Annotated in this window: 10 protein-coding genes; 2 read left to right on the top strand and 8 right to left on the bottom strand. The window is 43.5% G+C overall.

All coding sequences use genetic code 11. From position 1 onward, the window contains the following. Positions 1 to 112 precede the first annotated feature (112 nt). The 8 genes from ACPD8L_RS01135 to ACPD8L_RS01100 form a co-directional block, all read right to left on the bottom strand. The gene (locus ACPD8L_RS01135; RefSeq protein WP_423941335.1) at positions 113 to 1,069 is read right to left on the bottom strand and encodes a FecR family protein; all 957 of its coding nucleotides are present in this window, start codon (positions 1,067 to 1,069) and stop codon (positions 113 to 115) included. A 110-nt stretch (positions 1,070 to 1,179) separates the two neighbouring features. Beyond that, positions 1,180 to 1,743 carry an RNA polymerase sigma-70 factor gene (locus ACPD8L_RS01130; RefSeq protein WP_423941332.1) on the bottom strand — a complete coding sequence of 188 codons (564 nt, stop codon included), beginning with the start codon at positions 1,741 to 1,743 and terminating at the stop codon, positions 1,180 to 1,182. An 84-nt stretch (positions 1,744 to 1,827) separates the two neighbouring features. Next, entirely contained in the window at positions 1,828 to 2,676 is an 849-nt protein-coding gene (locus ACPD8L_RS01125; protein ID WP_421809149.1) for an endonuclease/exonuclease/phosphatase family protein, read from the bottom strand. A gap of 118 nt (positions 2,677 to 2,794) precedes the next feature. Then, entirely contained in the window at positions 2,795 to 4,258 is a 1,464-nt protein-coding gene (locus tag ACPD8L_RS01120; RefSeq protein WP_421809148.1) for a potassium/proton antiporter, read from the bottom strand. Positions 4,259 to 4,362: 104 nt separating this feature from the next. Next, entirely contained in the window at positions 4,363 to 5,775 is a 1,413-nt protein-coding gene (locus ACPD8L_RS01115) for a TolC family protein (RefSeq protein WP_423941328.1), read from the bottom strand. Further along, positions 5,759 to 7,111, bottom strand: coding sequence for an HlyD family secretion protein (locus ACPD8L_RS01110; RefSeq protein WP_116219121.1), 1,353 nt, complete (start codon positions 7,109 to 7,111; stop codon positions 5,759 to 5,761). Before ACPD8L_RS01110 ends, ACPD8L_RS01115 begins: the two co-directional genes overlap by 17 nt. A gap of 5 nt (positions 7,112 to 7,116) precedes the next feature. After that, entirely contained in the window at positions 7,117 to 8,784 is a 1,668-nt protein-coding gene (locus tag ACPD8L_RS01105; RefSeq protein ID WP_293299894.1) for a peptidase domain-containing ABC transporter, read from the bottom strand. Further along, the gene (locus tag ACPD8L_RS01100; RefSeq protein WP_423941324.1) at positions 8,777 to 9,463 is read right to left on the bottom strand and encodes a TetR/AcrR family transcriptional regulator; all 687 of its coding nucleotides are present in this window, start codon (positions 9,461 to 9,463) and stop codon (positions 8,777 to 8,779) included. The genes ACPD8L_RS01105 and ACPD8L_RS01100 overlap by 8 nt, the downstream gene beginning before the upstream one ends. A gap of 537 nt (positions 9,464 to 10,000) precedes the next feature. On the opposite strand from ACPD8L_RS01100, the gene ACPD8L_RS01095 reads away from it, so the two are divergent. Next, a complete protein-coding gene (locus ACPD8L_RS01095; protein WP_421809145.1) occupies positions 10,001 to 11,275 on the top strand; it encodes a ribonucleotide-diphosphate reductase subunit beta in 1,275 nt (424 codons plus the stop codon). 3 nt (positions 11,276 to 11,278) lie between these two features. Next, positions 11,279 to 13,072 (top strand): ribonucleoside-diphosphate reductase subunit alpha, encoded by a 1,794-nt coding sequence (locus tag ACPD8L_RS01090; protein WP_421809144.1) that lies wholly within the window; start codon positions 11,279 to 11,281, stop codon positions 13,070 to 13,072. Positions 13,073 to 13,208 lie beyond the last annotated feature (136 nt).

Here is a 13,208-nt window from a genome sequence, read left to right as displayed (position 1 = left end):
TAGTATTTGTAATTATTGAACTTCCGGCAGTCTGTCGCCGCTCGCCAAAGTGTTGCAGACTGCTTTTTTTATTTTTTATGTCATAGGCTTTTCATTTTTGGTTACGTCAGCTTTAGTCTGTGCATGTTCCGTTGATACGTATTTTTTTGTCTCCGAGGAAATCATATCGAAGTCCCTTTTTTGTATAGACAATACTTTCCAGTACCTCTCCCAGTGTTTCGTTTGTATAAGTGGCTGTTAAATGGCAATCCCCTAGACTGTCATTTTCAAACATAAGGGTTACCCCGTACCAACGCTCCAAAGAGGCAGTTACCTCTGTCAAGGCGGCATCTTCAAAGGATAGGATTCCTTCTTTCCAGTTGAGATAGGCGGATATATCCGTTTGTTCCTTGGAAATGGCTTTGGTGTTTCGATTAAAAACCCCTTGTTCATTTGGCCCCAAGAAAATCTTATCGTCCCTGGAGGCCACCTCAACCTTGCCGGTGGCAACGGTGACTGCAATATGTTGGTTGTGCGAATAGGTATTCACATTGAATGAGGTACCCAACACTGTGGTTCGTACTTCATCCGATTTAATGACAAAGGGCTTGTCTGGATTTCTGGCCACATCAAAAAAGGCTTCACCCTCAAGCTCCACCTCCCTCGTATTTCCCTCAAACCTATCCGGAAATTTTAAAGAACTGCCCGAGTTTAATCGGACCAAGGTGCCATCGGAAAGGGTCAACTCCAATTTTTGACCCCAATCCGTGGTGCGCACCACCTCCAGAACAGCTTCCTGGACCGGTTCTTGATCAAACTTGGTAAAAGCCAAATATCCAAACCCCAACAGTATCGCCACCGAAGCCGCTACCCGTATCCAACCAAAGTTTGTTCCTCTGTTCTTTGGTTTGTTTATCGCTTTGGACAATCTCTGTTCAATACGCCTTTTGTCCGATGGGTCCTTGAACACGCCATCCATATTTCTGTGCAAAAGATTCTTGTCAAATTCTTCCAATACAGATTCTTCCTTTTCGGTAATGGTACCGTCCAGGTATTTTTGCATCAATCTTTTGATCTTATTTTCAGTCATTGTACGCTCGTTACACTATAGAGTACCAAGAGCACACATGAACGCACATAAAAAATCAGGATGTTGACGTTTCCTTAATATGGTTAACCTTTTGGTAAAGAAAGAGAGGCTTAGAAAGAAAAAAACTTAACAATGGAGAGTTCCTTCCGAAGCTTTCGGAGGGCAAAAGAAATCTGATTTTCAACCGATCGTTGGGAAATATTGAGTTTTTCCGCTATCTCTTTATTGGTGATATTGTTGATCCGACTCAATCTAAATACTTCTTGACATCTACTGGGCAAACTGGACAGGGTATCGTGTATCCTATTGGTCAACTCGGTCACATCTTCTTCAAGTTCCATTTCCGAAACCACATAAACCGCATTGGCCGCTTCAATTTGTGTCTCGTTGAACTTTGTATTCCGTAATGCGTTATAGCATTTATAACGAACGGCTTTATACAGGTATGGTTTAATACTGACAATTTGCAGCTCTTCCCGGCGCTGCCAATAATCCATCCAGACTTCCTGGACCAAATCCTTTGCCACGGAATCGTCCATAACCACGGAAGCAGCATAGGTGTACATGGGTTCCCACAACAAACCGAACAGGGTGTTGAATGCATCCCTATTTGATTTTGCAATACGACTGGCGAGCTCCTCCAGGGAAGCTTTTTTGGTATGGCTTTCTCCCATCAGGGACAAATTTCATAAAAAACCTGCTTGGGAAATATTACCATATTGTAAACTTTACAAGCTATAAAACCTGTATCATGGAAATTATTTGGACTGTTCTGGACCGAAGTCCAATCGCGCAAATACCGGTAAGTGATCGGATGGATACCTAAGGTCTTTTGAATCGCTTAAAATGGCACTTTTGACCACCTTGATCCCGTCGGAAACAAAAATGTAATCGATTCTTTTGTCCACAGGTTTGCCAAAATCAAACCCATTGAAGGTGCCCTCGGGACCAAAGGCATTGGGACCAGCCTCAATATGGGTATCTTTCATCTGCTGAACAATCAGTTGGATGCCTTTACTGTTGCTTTCCAGGTTAAAATCACCCATCAACACTGTTGGATGATTCCCTGGATTCAACTCTTTTACCTTTTGCAGGATGAGTTTGGCACTTTCCTCCCGCGCCTGTACACCCACATGATCAAAGTGGGTATTGAACACGAAAAACCGGGCTCCACTCCCTTTATCTTTAAAAAAGCCGTAGGTACAAATTCTGGGCAAGGCCGCATCCCAATCCTTGGAAGGGACTTCTGGTGTAGTGGACAACCAAAATGTACCTTCTTTCAACAGTTCAATGTTCTTCTGATTGTAAAAAACAGCGGTAAACTCCCCTCTTTCGTCCCCATGGTCACGTCCTATACCAAAATAGGTGTAGTCTTCAAGGCCGCTATCCATATCCTTTAGTTGGTTGATAAGCCCTTCCTGTACCCCAAAAACATCAGGAGCATAAAAATTCAGTTGGGAAATGAGAAAATCCTTTCGGTTCTCCCAGTGGTTGGGGTTGTCATTGGGATTATCGTAGCGGATGTTATAGGAAATGACATCTATGGTCTGACCATGGCCCACATATATGGTGGCACAAAGGAAAAGGAAGAGAATGCTTTTTTTCATCGGAAAGGTTGTTCTTTATTTTTAGTTGGGTTTCTGTCCAAAAAATATTGTTCCGCAAGCTACCTATTTTTTCAGTGTATGGCATTATATTCCATGTTGCCAAAACGATAAGGTTGGCTCACAATCCTTTCAAAGTCTTATCCACTTCCTCAAAGATTTCAGGTCGATCGGCAAGGACCACCAATTTATCCCAAGCTTCAATTATTGTGGAACCATTGGGGGTTACATAACTATCATCCCGTTTGATCATGGCAATGATGGCATTTCTTGGAAAGCCCAACTCCACAATCTTTTTATCCGTGGCAAAACAGTCAGGGGTCACCAAAATCTCTTTCATTTCCGCTTTTGGATTTTCTGACAGCAGTAAATCGGTAGCACTTGCTTTCTTTACCTTTTCCGGTAATGCCACATGCAACCATTTCGCCACAATGGACAGTGTGGTCCCTTGGATGAGTATGGAGGTCACCGAAATAAAGAAAACAATGTTGAAAATCATATTGGCCTTATCGATTCCTGCTAGCAGCGGATACGTTGCGAACACAATGGGCACTGCTCCCCTTAGGCCCACCCATGAAATATAGAACCGCCTTCTGAGCTTCATTCTGTAGGGCAAAAGGCTCAGGAAAACTCCCACCGGACGGGCCACCAAAATCAAGAAAAGTGAAATAAGCAGACCTATACCCATAAAAGGAATCACCTGTTTTGGAAAAACAAGCAGTCCCAAGGTCAAGAAGAGTACAATTTCCATCAACCACGCCAAACCATCGTACATTTTTAAGATGGTCTTCTTGTGGATCAAATCTTGGTTACCCAAGTACACGGCACAGATATAAATAGCCAAAAACCCATTTCCGCCCACAAAATCCGTTGCGGAGAAGGTGGTGAACATCAAAGCGATGACCAACACGGGATACAACCCTTCAAAATCCAGCTTAATCTTATTGATGATGAACTTACTGAGCTTTCCAAAGGCAAAACCACCTAACCCACCCAAAACCATCTGTAGCAGGAACATGGGGACAACAGACATAAAGCTTTGGTCTTGGTTGACCACTAAGGTCAAAAAAGCGATGGTAAGCACATAGGCCATGGGGTCGTTACTTCCACTTTCCAACTCCAATGTGGGTCTCAGGTTGGCCTTTAATGCCAAGCTTTTGGACCTTAAGATGGAGAATACCGCAGCCGCATCGGTGGAGGACACAATGGAACCCAACAACATACTTTCATAAAATGTAAAATCGGTAATATACCATACGAACAGCCCCAAGGTCAGCGCAGTCAATAAAACTCCCAAGGTAGATAGGGTCACTCCTTCCTTGAGTATGGGTTTTACGGCTTTCCAATTGGTATCCAGCCCTCCGGAGAACAGAATGAAGTTAAGGGACACGATACCTATGAACTGGGCTATCTTGGGATCATCAAATTGAATTCCTCCTATCCCATCCGATCCAGCCAACATCCCCACGGCCAAAAAAAGCAACAAGGTGGGGACGCCAAATTTATAGGAGGTCTTTCCGGCAAATATGCTCAAAAGGAGCAATAGGGAGCCTACCAATAAAATGTTCTCAATGGTCAAGTTCATTTGCGATCATTCAAAAAAAACGTGCTTAACAAAGGTATTGCTTCATCCCCTGAAAACAGCTAGAGCAAACTATATTTTTTGGATAAAGTAGGTTTTTGAACAGCCTACAATATTTTAGGGTTGATGGCCAAGTTCTTGAACAATTTTGCCTTGGTATGGAAGAATTTGTTCTCCATTTCATTGCGTTTTAAATAGGTGTCGATGAGTTTACTCTCCCTTGAATTGATCAAGAAGAGGGAACTTTCCCCAAAACTGAACTTGCGCTCCTCTGCCTTTAACAAGGTAGTGTAGTCCGTTACGATATCGACAATCAATTGGTTTTGGACTTCGTAGGATTCCAATTCCCCATAAATGGCAATTATCTTGTTTTGAAGTGCCACCTGTGCATTGTCCCGCTCAAACTCTGCATCCATAAGCTTAAACTTGGCCAATTTTAAATCGCCCCTTTCCTTTCGTAAAAACAATGGAAACTGAAATGTAACACCTCCCTTAAAATTATCCACGATAAGGGAGTTTATCCGATCTGGCGTTTCTGTGATAAAATTATACTCTACATCCAGTTTAGGAAGCAGCTTATTGGCTTTGAGTCTTTTATCCACCAAAAGCTGTTCTATTTTAAATTCCAAGGAGCGTAGCTTGGGATGTTTCTCCATACTGAAACTATCCAGGGGCTTTCCCAAAATCTCCAGTGTACCATCTATTCGTCCTGCAGTATCCAAATCGGGTGTTACGCCGGGCTGTAACTCCACGGGCACATCATCTATCCATAAAAAATTGGACAGTTCAAGGGATTTCTTCAATACGTCCACCTTACTCTGCTCGTACCCCAACGCACGGTTTCTTACCGCTATTTTTGCTTCCACGGTATCGATCATGGCCACATCCCCAGCCAGAGCACTCTGCCTCACCCCTTGGAACCGGGTTTGGGCATTGCCCAAAAAATCCTTGAATACCAGTGCATCGCGATACGCCTTCAACCAATCAAAATAAGCCACAGACGCACGATACAGCACCTCATTGACCATTAGGTCTTGGTCCGCTTTGGTCTGTTCCCTATACAGTTTGGCCTTTCGCAAGGTGGCCATACGCTCATTTATCCAAAATCCTTTTCCCAAGGACATGGATATGCCCGCACTGTATAAGCCATCTTCAGGAAGAGACTCGTCTGGGTTGAGGTACGTACCTTCCCGTTGATCAAAACTCCCCTTTAACTCAATACCAAACCACGTAGGTATCTTGAAGGTTGTATTGAGGCGGTCCCAATATTCGGTTCCCTTGAACTCTTTTCGGTCATAATCTACCTCGATCTTTGGGTCAAAACCTCCCCTCGCCTTCATTAAATTAGCCTGACCTACGTTCAATGTCAATTGGGCCTGTTTTGCAATGGGATGGTACTTTTTCACATACCCTAAATATTCTTTAAACCCAAGCACCAAGCTATCCTGCTGCGCATAGGTTCCCCAAACCATGAAGAGACAAATACCTATAAAAGTCCGTATTTCACTTCTTTTTACCATCCGTGTTTGCGTTTTGGGGTTGATAGTAATTGGGCGGGAAGCCATTGAGCTGCCTCCACAGTTCAAACCAAATGGGAACGTCTTCCAAGAGTGCCATGGTCATAGCGCCTGATCCCACCCTAATGTCCTTGGGCCATGGAACATCTTCCTCATCCGGGGCCAATAACACGCGATACTTTCCATTGGTGCTTATAAAAGTCTCTATGGCCACTATTTTTCCCCCGAAAGTACCATAGGATACATTGGGCCATCCACTGAAAACCAAGGCGGGCCAACCATCAAACTGGATTCGTACTTTTTCTCCCAAATTGATCAAGGGCAAATCTATAGGGTTCACATAGGTTTCAACGGCCAAATCGTATTCCGAAGGCATGATTCCCACCAAATGATCACCTTCCTTGAAAGTTTCCCCGATTCCGGATTGAATGGCTTTGTTGATATACCCACTTTGTGGCGCCCGTATGTACAATAAACTGTTTCGCATCTCATAATTGGTGTAGGCATTTTCCAGTTTTGTCACTTGGGCCTCGGAGTCAAACTGATTGGACTGGGCCGTGAACAAATCACTTTGGGCCTTGGAAATCTTGTCGGTATACTCTGCCTGCACCCTATTGATCTCCACCTGGGCATTGATGACCTCGTTCTTGCTTGCCAGCCATTTATTTTCCTGTGAAACCAACTTTGCCTGGGTTTCTTGGAGCTTCAATCGCTTTTCCTCCAAGTCGGTCACCGCCTTTAAGCCTTCATTTTCCAATTGGACCACCCGATCATATTGCCGTTGGGCAATGGTGATATTGGTCTTGGCCGCTTCAAGGTCAATGCTATCGCTTTTCACCTTTAGTTTGGATTGCTCCCATTTGTTCTTGGCTTGTTGCAGTTTTAACCCCCGTTCCTGGGTCAAAGCCTTGATCTGTGTTTCCAACGCCTTTACTTTTTCTTGGTAGGAGGTCACGGCCATTGACTTTGCCTTGATCTGTTTTCCGGTGCGTTCCACCAAACTAGGGTCAAAATATTCGCTCTTCACTTCAGAAATGTGGAGGATCGTGTCTCCCTTTTCCACATAATCCCCTTCCCGAACATACCATTTTTCAATCCGTCCCGGGATTGGGGACTGAATGGTCTGCGGACGTTGATCCGGGGTCAATGTGGTTAAATACCCTCTACCCGATATATTCTGGGTCCATGGCAAAAAGAGGATCACCAAAAGGATTATGGAAAACGCTGCCAAAAACCGATTGAACTGTTTGTAATGGCGCTTTTGAAAAACCTTGGTGCCAGCCTTATAGCGGGAAAGATCCACTTTCTTATTTAGCTTGTTATGTGAGATGTTCAGCATGGTCTTTAACTTGGGTTAATCAATTTTCCTTTTTCTATGGTCAGTATTCTGTTGCAGCGATCTACCCATTTGCGGTTCTCACTGACAACTACTAAGGCCCATCCATTGGAAGAATCGGAAAGGAAATCCATTACTTCTTCCGCTTCTTTCTCCTCAAATTGATCTAACGGGTCCTTGAGGATCAAGAGCTTCGGACGGTGTACAACACTTCGGGCCAAAACAATTTTCTTGGATATGGTATAGGGAATCTTTTTCCCTTCGGGGTAAAGCATGGTCTGCAGTCCATGGGGCTGTTCCTTTACAAACTGTGTAAGGCCCGTTTTCTCCAATGCCCAGTACACATCTTCCATGGGAATGTTCTTGTCCCCAAAGGTCACATTCTCCAATATGGTGCCTTCAAATGGGTACTCCTCCGTCAACGATTGCCCCAAAAGTGAACGGTATTCGTTAAGGTATATCCCTTGGAGGGCCACATTATTTACATAGATCTTTCCCTCACTGGGCTCATGGATCCCCGCAATCAAGCGAAGTAAGGTAGATCGCCCTGAACCGCTTGTACCTTTCAATAAAATGGAGCATTGTGGAGTAATCGTAAATGTTATGTCTTCCAAAATCTTCTTGCCCCTTCCCGGCACCACATATGTCACATCCTGAAGCTCTATGGTCAATCCATTGGTTCCTTCAAAGGGTGTTTCCCCTTGTTGAGGTTCCATTTCCTTATCCACTACCTGTCCCATTTTTTCCAAGGAGGTCAAGAGGTCATAAAAGGTCTCCAGCCCCAAAATGAGTTTCTCCACGGAACCGATCACCAAAAGAATAATGATTTCCGCAGCAACAAACTGGCCTATGTTCATTTGTTGGTCCAATACCAAAAGTCCACCGATCAACAGTAAACCAGCCGTGACCAGTACCTTAAAGCCGATCATCTGGATAAACTGTATGACCAATACCCTAAAGTGTCCTTCCCTGGCATCCAAATAATGGGCCACCAGGTAATCATTCCTATCCATGGCATGTGAGGTCTTACCGGAAAGTTTAAAACTGATGATAGATCTGGAAATTTCCTGTATCCAATGGGCCACTTTATACTTGTTCTTGGATTCCTCCAAACTGGTCTCCAATCCCTTTTGGGCCGTAAACTTGAGCACCACATAGATCAAGAGCACCAACAGCAATCCATAAAGAATAAAGAATGGGTGATAAAAGGAAAGCAGCAAAAGTCCAAACACAATCTGCAACAAGGCCGCCGGAAAATCAATCAGTATTTTGGATAGCGACTTTTGGATTGTGAGGGTATCAAAAAAACGGTTGGCCAATTCTGGCGGATAATGGTTGCTGAATTGGCTCATCTTGATTTTTGGAAATCGATAGGCAAATTCAAACGAAGATCTTGTAAATATTTTTTGTTGGACATTTTCTATGATCCTGATCTGCATGAGTTGCAGCGCACCGGCAAAGGCCACCCCTACGGTCACCAAAACCACAAGGACCACCCATGAGGCGCTTATCTGCGCACCTTGAATAAGGTTAATGATCGCTTGGATACCCAAAGGAAGGGAAAGATTGACCAGTCCGGCAAAAATTGCATAGTAAAATACCTGAAAGATATCCTTCTTATCCAAGGTAAGCATGCCCATCAATCGTTGCCATGCCGTTAAAATGTTCTTAGCCATTGGGCTTTGTTTTTAAGGTTCGGAAAATTAAATCCACAAAATATTCGGCGGGAGCCACCTTATCATTGCAGTTGGTAAGGGCCGGGAAGTGCTCTTTTAAAAAAAACTGGTGCAGGGTCCCTTCCATGACCATACTGGCCAAGCTGAGTGGATATGGATATTTTGGGTCCACGGCCGCAATCATCTCGCTAAGCCTGTCCACCAACCGCTTGTAAATTGTGAAATACCCCTCTTTATTTTCATTATCCACTTCTTTGGTCAGGTATGATTTGGAATACTCACTGATTACAATCTTGTTCAATAGCACTTCATTGACGTGGGTAAAGGATTTATCCTCCTCAACGGTCTGGGCAAGTATTTCCACTGCTTTCTTCAGCTTTTCTTTACTGTCCGAAATACTATGGGTTGCAAATACCAACTTGTACTCGGTCCACCCCCAATACCAAGATGCCAAATACAGCAACATTTTGTGTTTGTTCTCAAAATAGCGATAGATTGAACTTTCATTGGAACCAATCTTTGTTCCCAGCTTTTTAAAGGTGAAGCATTCAAAACCTATCTCGTAAATCAAGAGAATGCCTTGCTCAACAATTTTTTTCCCCAATGTGGATGATTCAGGATCTTTCACATAGAGTTTTTCATTGATATCCATCTTAATGGACTGCATCAACCTATCCATAATCGAAGACTTTGAAATTAAGAATTGCAAAAATAATAGTATTACTATTATATTATAATAGTTTAACTTTCAATTAACGCAATATGACTTTAGGGGTGTGAACAAAATCTTAAACTATATTCATTCCTATCAAAGAAGATCATTATGATGACTTTTGCCAACATGAGAAGGGCTCTAAAGGTAATTTTGCATCAAAAACTGACCACTTTCTTCTCAATCAACAAGACAAAAACCCAATACACTTTTAAGTAGCATGTGCTCCTGTCATGGAAGGATTTACCTATTGGAAAATCGATAACAGCTCCCTGTTTCAATACCTTAAGGAGCAAAAATTCTGGAACCGTTCGGCAATACTACCTTACAACCCTCCCATTTGCCCCATTTTAATTTAAAACATCTTAATCGTTGATTAACTGATAGTTAAGTCCATTGTTGATAAAAGTGTTGAGAACCTAAATCGGTTAACATAAAATCAAACTAAAGAAAATGTGAATTTTACATGTAGTTCATCGAGAACAAATCCAAACACATTTTTTCATGCATATTTCTCATATTACTAAAAGGGATTTTAGTACACAGCCCTTCGATTTGCACAAAATAACCAACGCAATTTTAAAGGCCATGACCGCAGTGGACCATGGTCAGATAAATGATGCGCAGAGCATAGCCAATCGCGTCCATGAGACCCTATTGGAACGAATGCAAAAGGATACACATTACGTGCCCACTGTGGAGGAGGTACAGGATGTTGTGGAAAATGAGTTAATGGACAGTGAGTTCCATGATGTGGCCAAAGCCTACATCATTTACAGGAACAAGAGGGCCCAAATGCGCGAGACGGATATCTTTGAAAAGCGCATCAACCTAAAGCCCTACGAGTATCCACAATTGTATGAATATGTACCCGCCATTCGGCACTCGTATTGGATCCATACCGAATTCAACTTTACCAGTGACATCCAAGATTTCAAATCGGGATTGAGCGATGTGGAGCGCAGCGCCATTAAAAATACCATGTTGGCCATTTCCCAAATTGAAGTGGCGGTAAAAACGTTTTGGGGCGATATCTACCACCGCATGCCCAAGCCAGAAATAGGCTCTGTGGGCGCCACTTTTGCCGAAAGTGAGGTAAGGCACCACGACGCTTATTCGCACCTATTGGAAATTTTGGGGCTCAACCAAGAGTTTGAAAACCTGAAGAAAAAACCGGTGATCATGAAACGGGTGCAGTATTTGGAAACAGCTCTGAAAAATGCCAAGAGTGAAAACAATAAGGAGTATGCAGAGTCCATTCTACTCTTTTCCCTGTTTATAGAACACGTTTCACTCTTCTCCCAGTTTTTGATCATCATGGCCTTTAACAAGCATAAAAATGTGCTCAAGGGAATTTCCAACGTAGTGGAGGCCACTTCCAAGGAAGAACAGATCCACGGCGATTTTGGAATTGACGTGATCAATATCATCAAAAAAGAACATCCAGAGTGGTTTGACGAGGCTTACAAGAGCATGATCCAGGAAATCTGTGAAAAAGCCTTTGAAGCAGAGAGCAAAATTGTGGATTGGATCTTTGAGGAAGGGGAACTGGATTTCCTTCCCAAGGCAGTGGTGAACGAATTCATCAAGAACCGATTCAACAACTCTTTGGAAAGCATTGGCATTGCCAAAATATTCGATGTGGACCAAAAGCTCTTGGAGCAGACCGAATGGTTTGATGATGAGATCATTGGAACCAAACATGGTGACTTTTTTGTAAAACGATCCATCAACTATAGCAAAAGAACACAAAGTATAACCAGCGACGACCTTTTTTAAATTATGGAGAACAAAACCCAAGCCACCCACATTGTTGAACAAAGTCAAGACAACAGTACCCAAGAACTTGTAAATGCCAGAAAAAGCACCCTAACCAAGCTCAAGACCCAAGAAGAACAACAAGGGTTTGAATGGTTAAACGAATACAGTCGCCAGTTTTTGGCGTCGGGGTATCTTACGGAGGGCGTAACTCCTGAGGGCCGTATTCGGGAAATTGCCGAAAGGGCCGAGGATATCTTGGGTATTCCAGGCTATGCAGACAAGTTCTATAACTATATGTCCGAAGGGTTCTTCTCCTTGGCTTCTCCGGTTTGGTCCAATTTTGGAAAAAGACGGGGATTGCCCATAAGCTGTTTTGGTTCCCACATTGATGATGATATGGGGAATATCCTGTACACCCAGTCCGAAGTGGGCATGATGTCCAAATTGGGTGGTGGTACTTCGGGGTATTTTGGGAAGATCAGACACAGGGGTGCGCCGGTTAAGAACAATGGGCAGGCTTCGGGGGCCGTGCACATTATGCAATTGTTCGAGTCCATGGTGGATGTGGTAAGCCAAGGGTCGGTTCGTCGTGGGCGTTTTTCACCGTATTTGCCCATAGAGCATAATGATATCATGGAGTTTTTGGAAATCGGTACCGAAGGGAACCCTATCCAACAACTTACCCACGGGGTTACCGTTACCAACCAATGGATGCAGGAAATGATCGATGGTGATGTGGACAAAAGAACGGTTTGGGCCAAAGTATTGCAACGAAGGGGCGAAATGGGCTATCCGTATGTGTTCTTCTCCGACAATGCCAACAATGGTGCTGCAGATGTTTATAAGGACAAAGAGCACCGTATCCATGCCAGTAACCTTTGTACCGAAATCATGTTGCCTTCCAACGATGATTGGTCCTTTGTCTGTGTATTGTCCAGCATCAACGTATTGCATTACGACAAATGGAAGAACACCGATGCCGTGGAAACCATGGTCCACTTCTTGGATGCCGTGATCACGGAGTTTGTTGAAAAGTTGGAAGCCTATCGGGATTCATCCGATCGTGATGACCGCCAAACCTTCCTTTTTATGGAGCGGGCCTACAACTTTGCCAAGGAAAATAGGGCTTTGGGCTTGGGTGTGCTGGGATGGCACTCTCTGTTGCAATCCAAAAGATTGGCCTTTGACAGTCAAGAAGCCTATAACCTGAACAGTGAAATTTTCAAAACCATCAAAGAGCGTTCCTATAGCGCTTCCGAGGCATTGGCCGAACGTTTTGGAGAGCCCGAGGTACTGAAAGGCTACGGAAGGCGAAACGCCACATTGAACGCCATAGCGCCCACCACTTCCTCTGCGTTTATCTTGGGGCAGGTTTCCCAAGGAATTGAACCCATCTGGTCCAATTGCTACGTGAAGGATATCGCCAAGATCAAGGTGACCATTAAAAATCCATTTCTCATGGAACTTTTGGAAGAAAAAGGCCAAAATACCACTGAGGTGTGGAAAAGCATTAGGGATATGGATGGATCGGTACAGCACTTGGATTTCTTGTCCGAAGAAGAAAAAGCCGTATTCAAGACCTATTCCGAGTTGGACCAATTGGATATTATCTACCAAGCGGCCAACCGACAGAACCATATTGACCAAGGTCAGTCCGTGAACATCATCGTGCACCCGGACATGCCCACAAAGGAAATCAACAAAATCCATGTAACCGCCTGGAAATTGGGGCTAAAATCCCTGTATTACCAACATAGCATGAATGCTGCACAAAAATTCAAGCAGAAAAAAGAATGTGCCAGTTGTGAGGCGTAGTGGATACCTCCATATGACATAAACTTGTATGCAATCCCGTTTGGATTTTCCTTACAGTATTAAAAAAGCATTGTTAAAACAATGCTTTTTTTTATACGAAAACATCCCTATTATTGTATTTGTGTATTTTTAACAC

Origin of the sequence: Flagellimonas algicida (assembly GCF_049629585.1) — a bacterium.
Taxonomy (GTDB): Bacteria; Bacteroidota; Bacteroidia; order Flavobacteriales; family Flavobacteriaceae; genus Flagellimonas.
Note: the sequence above shows the minus strand (reverse complement) of the source record. Positions and strands in the feature narration are given on the sequence as shown.

What these genes read in the sequence shown, in the direction of transcription:
- ACPD8L_RS01105 (WP_293299894.1), bottom strand. Translation starts at nt 8,784, where the DNA reads ATGGCTAAGAACATTTTAACGGCATGGCAACGATTGATGGGCATGCTT.
- ACPD8L_RS01120 (WP_421809148.1), bottom strand. Translation starts at nt 4,258, where the DNA reads ATGAACTTGACCATTGAGAACATTTTATTGGTAGGCTCCCTATTGCTC.
- ACPD8L_RS01115 (WP_423941328.1), bottom strand. Translation starts at nt 5,775, where the DNA reads ATGGTAAAAAGAAGTGAAATACGGACTTTTATAGGTATTTGTCTCTTC.
- ACPD8L_RS01130 (WP_423941332.1), bottom strand. Translation starts at nt 1,743, where the DNA reads ATGGGAGAAAGCCATACCAAAAAAGCTTCCCTGGAGGAGCTCGCCAGT.
- ACPD8L_RS01100 (WP_423941324.1), bottom strand. Translation starts at nt 9,463, where the DNA reads ATGGATAGGTTGATGCAGTCCATTAAGATGGATATCAATGAAAAACTC.
- ACPD8L_RS01090 (WP_421809144.1), top strand. Translation starts at nt 11,279, where the DNA reads ATGGAGAACAAAACCCAAGCCACCCACATTGTTGAACAAAGTCAAGAC.
- ACPD8L_RS01125 (WP_421809149.1), bottom strand. Translation starts at nt 2,676, where the DNA reads ATGAAAAAAAGCATTCTCTTCCTTTTCCTTTGTGCCACCATATATGTG.
- ACPD8L_RS01135 (WP_423941335.1), bottom strand. Translation starts at nt 1,069, where the DNA reads ATGACTGAAAATAAGATCAAAAGATTGATGCAAAAATACCTGGACGGT.
- ACPD8L_RS01110 (WP_116219121.1), bottom strand. Translation starts at nt 7,111, where the DNA reads ATGCTGAACATCTCACATAACAAGCTAAATAAGAAAGTGGATCTTTCC.
- ACPD8L_RS01095 (WP_421809145.1), top strand. Translation starts at nt 10,001, where the DNA reads ATGCATATTTCTCATATTACTAAAAGGGATTTTAGTACACAGCCCTTC.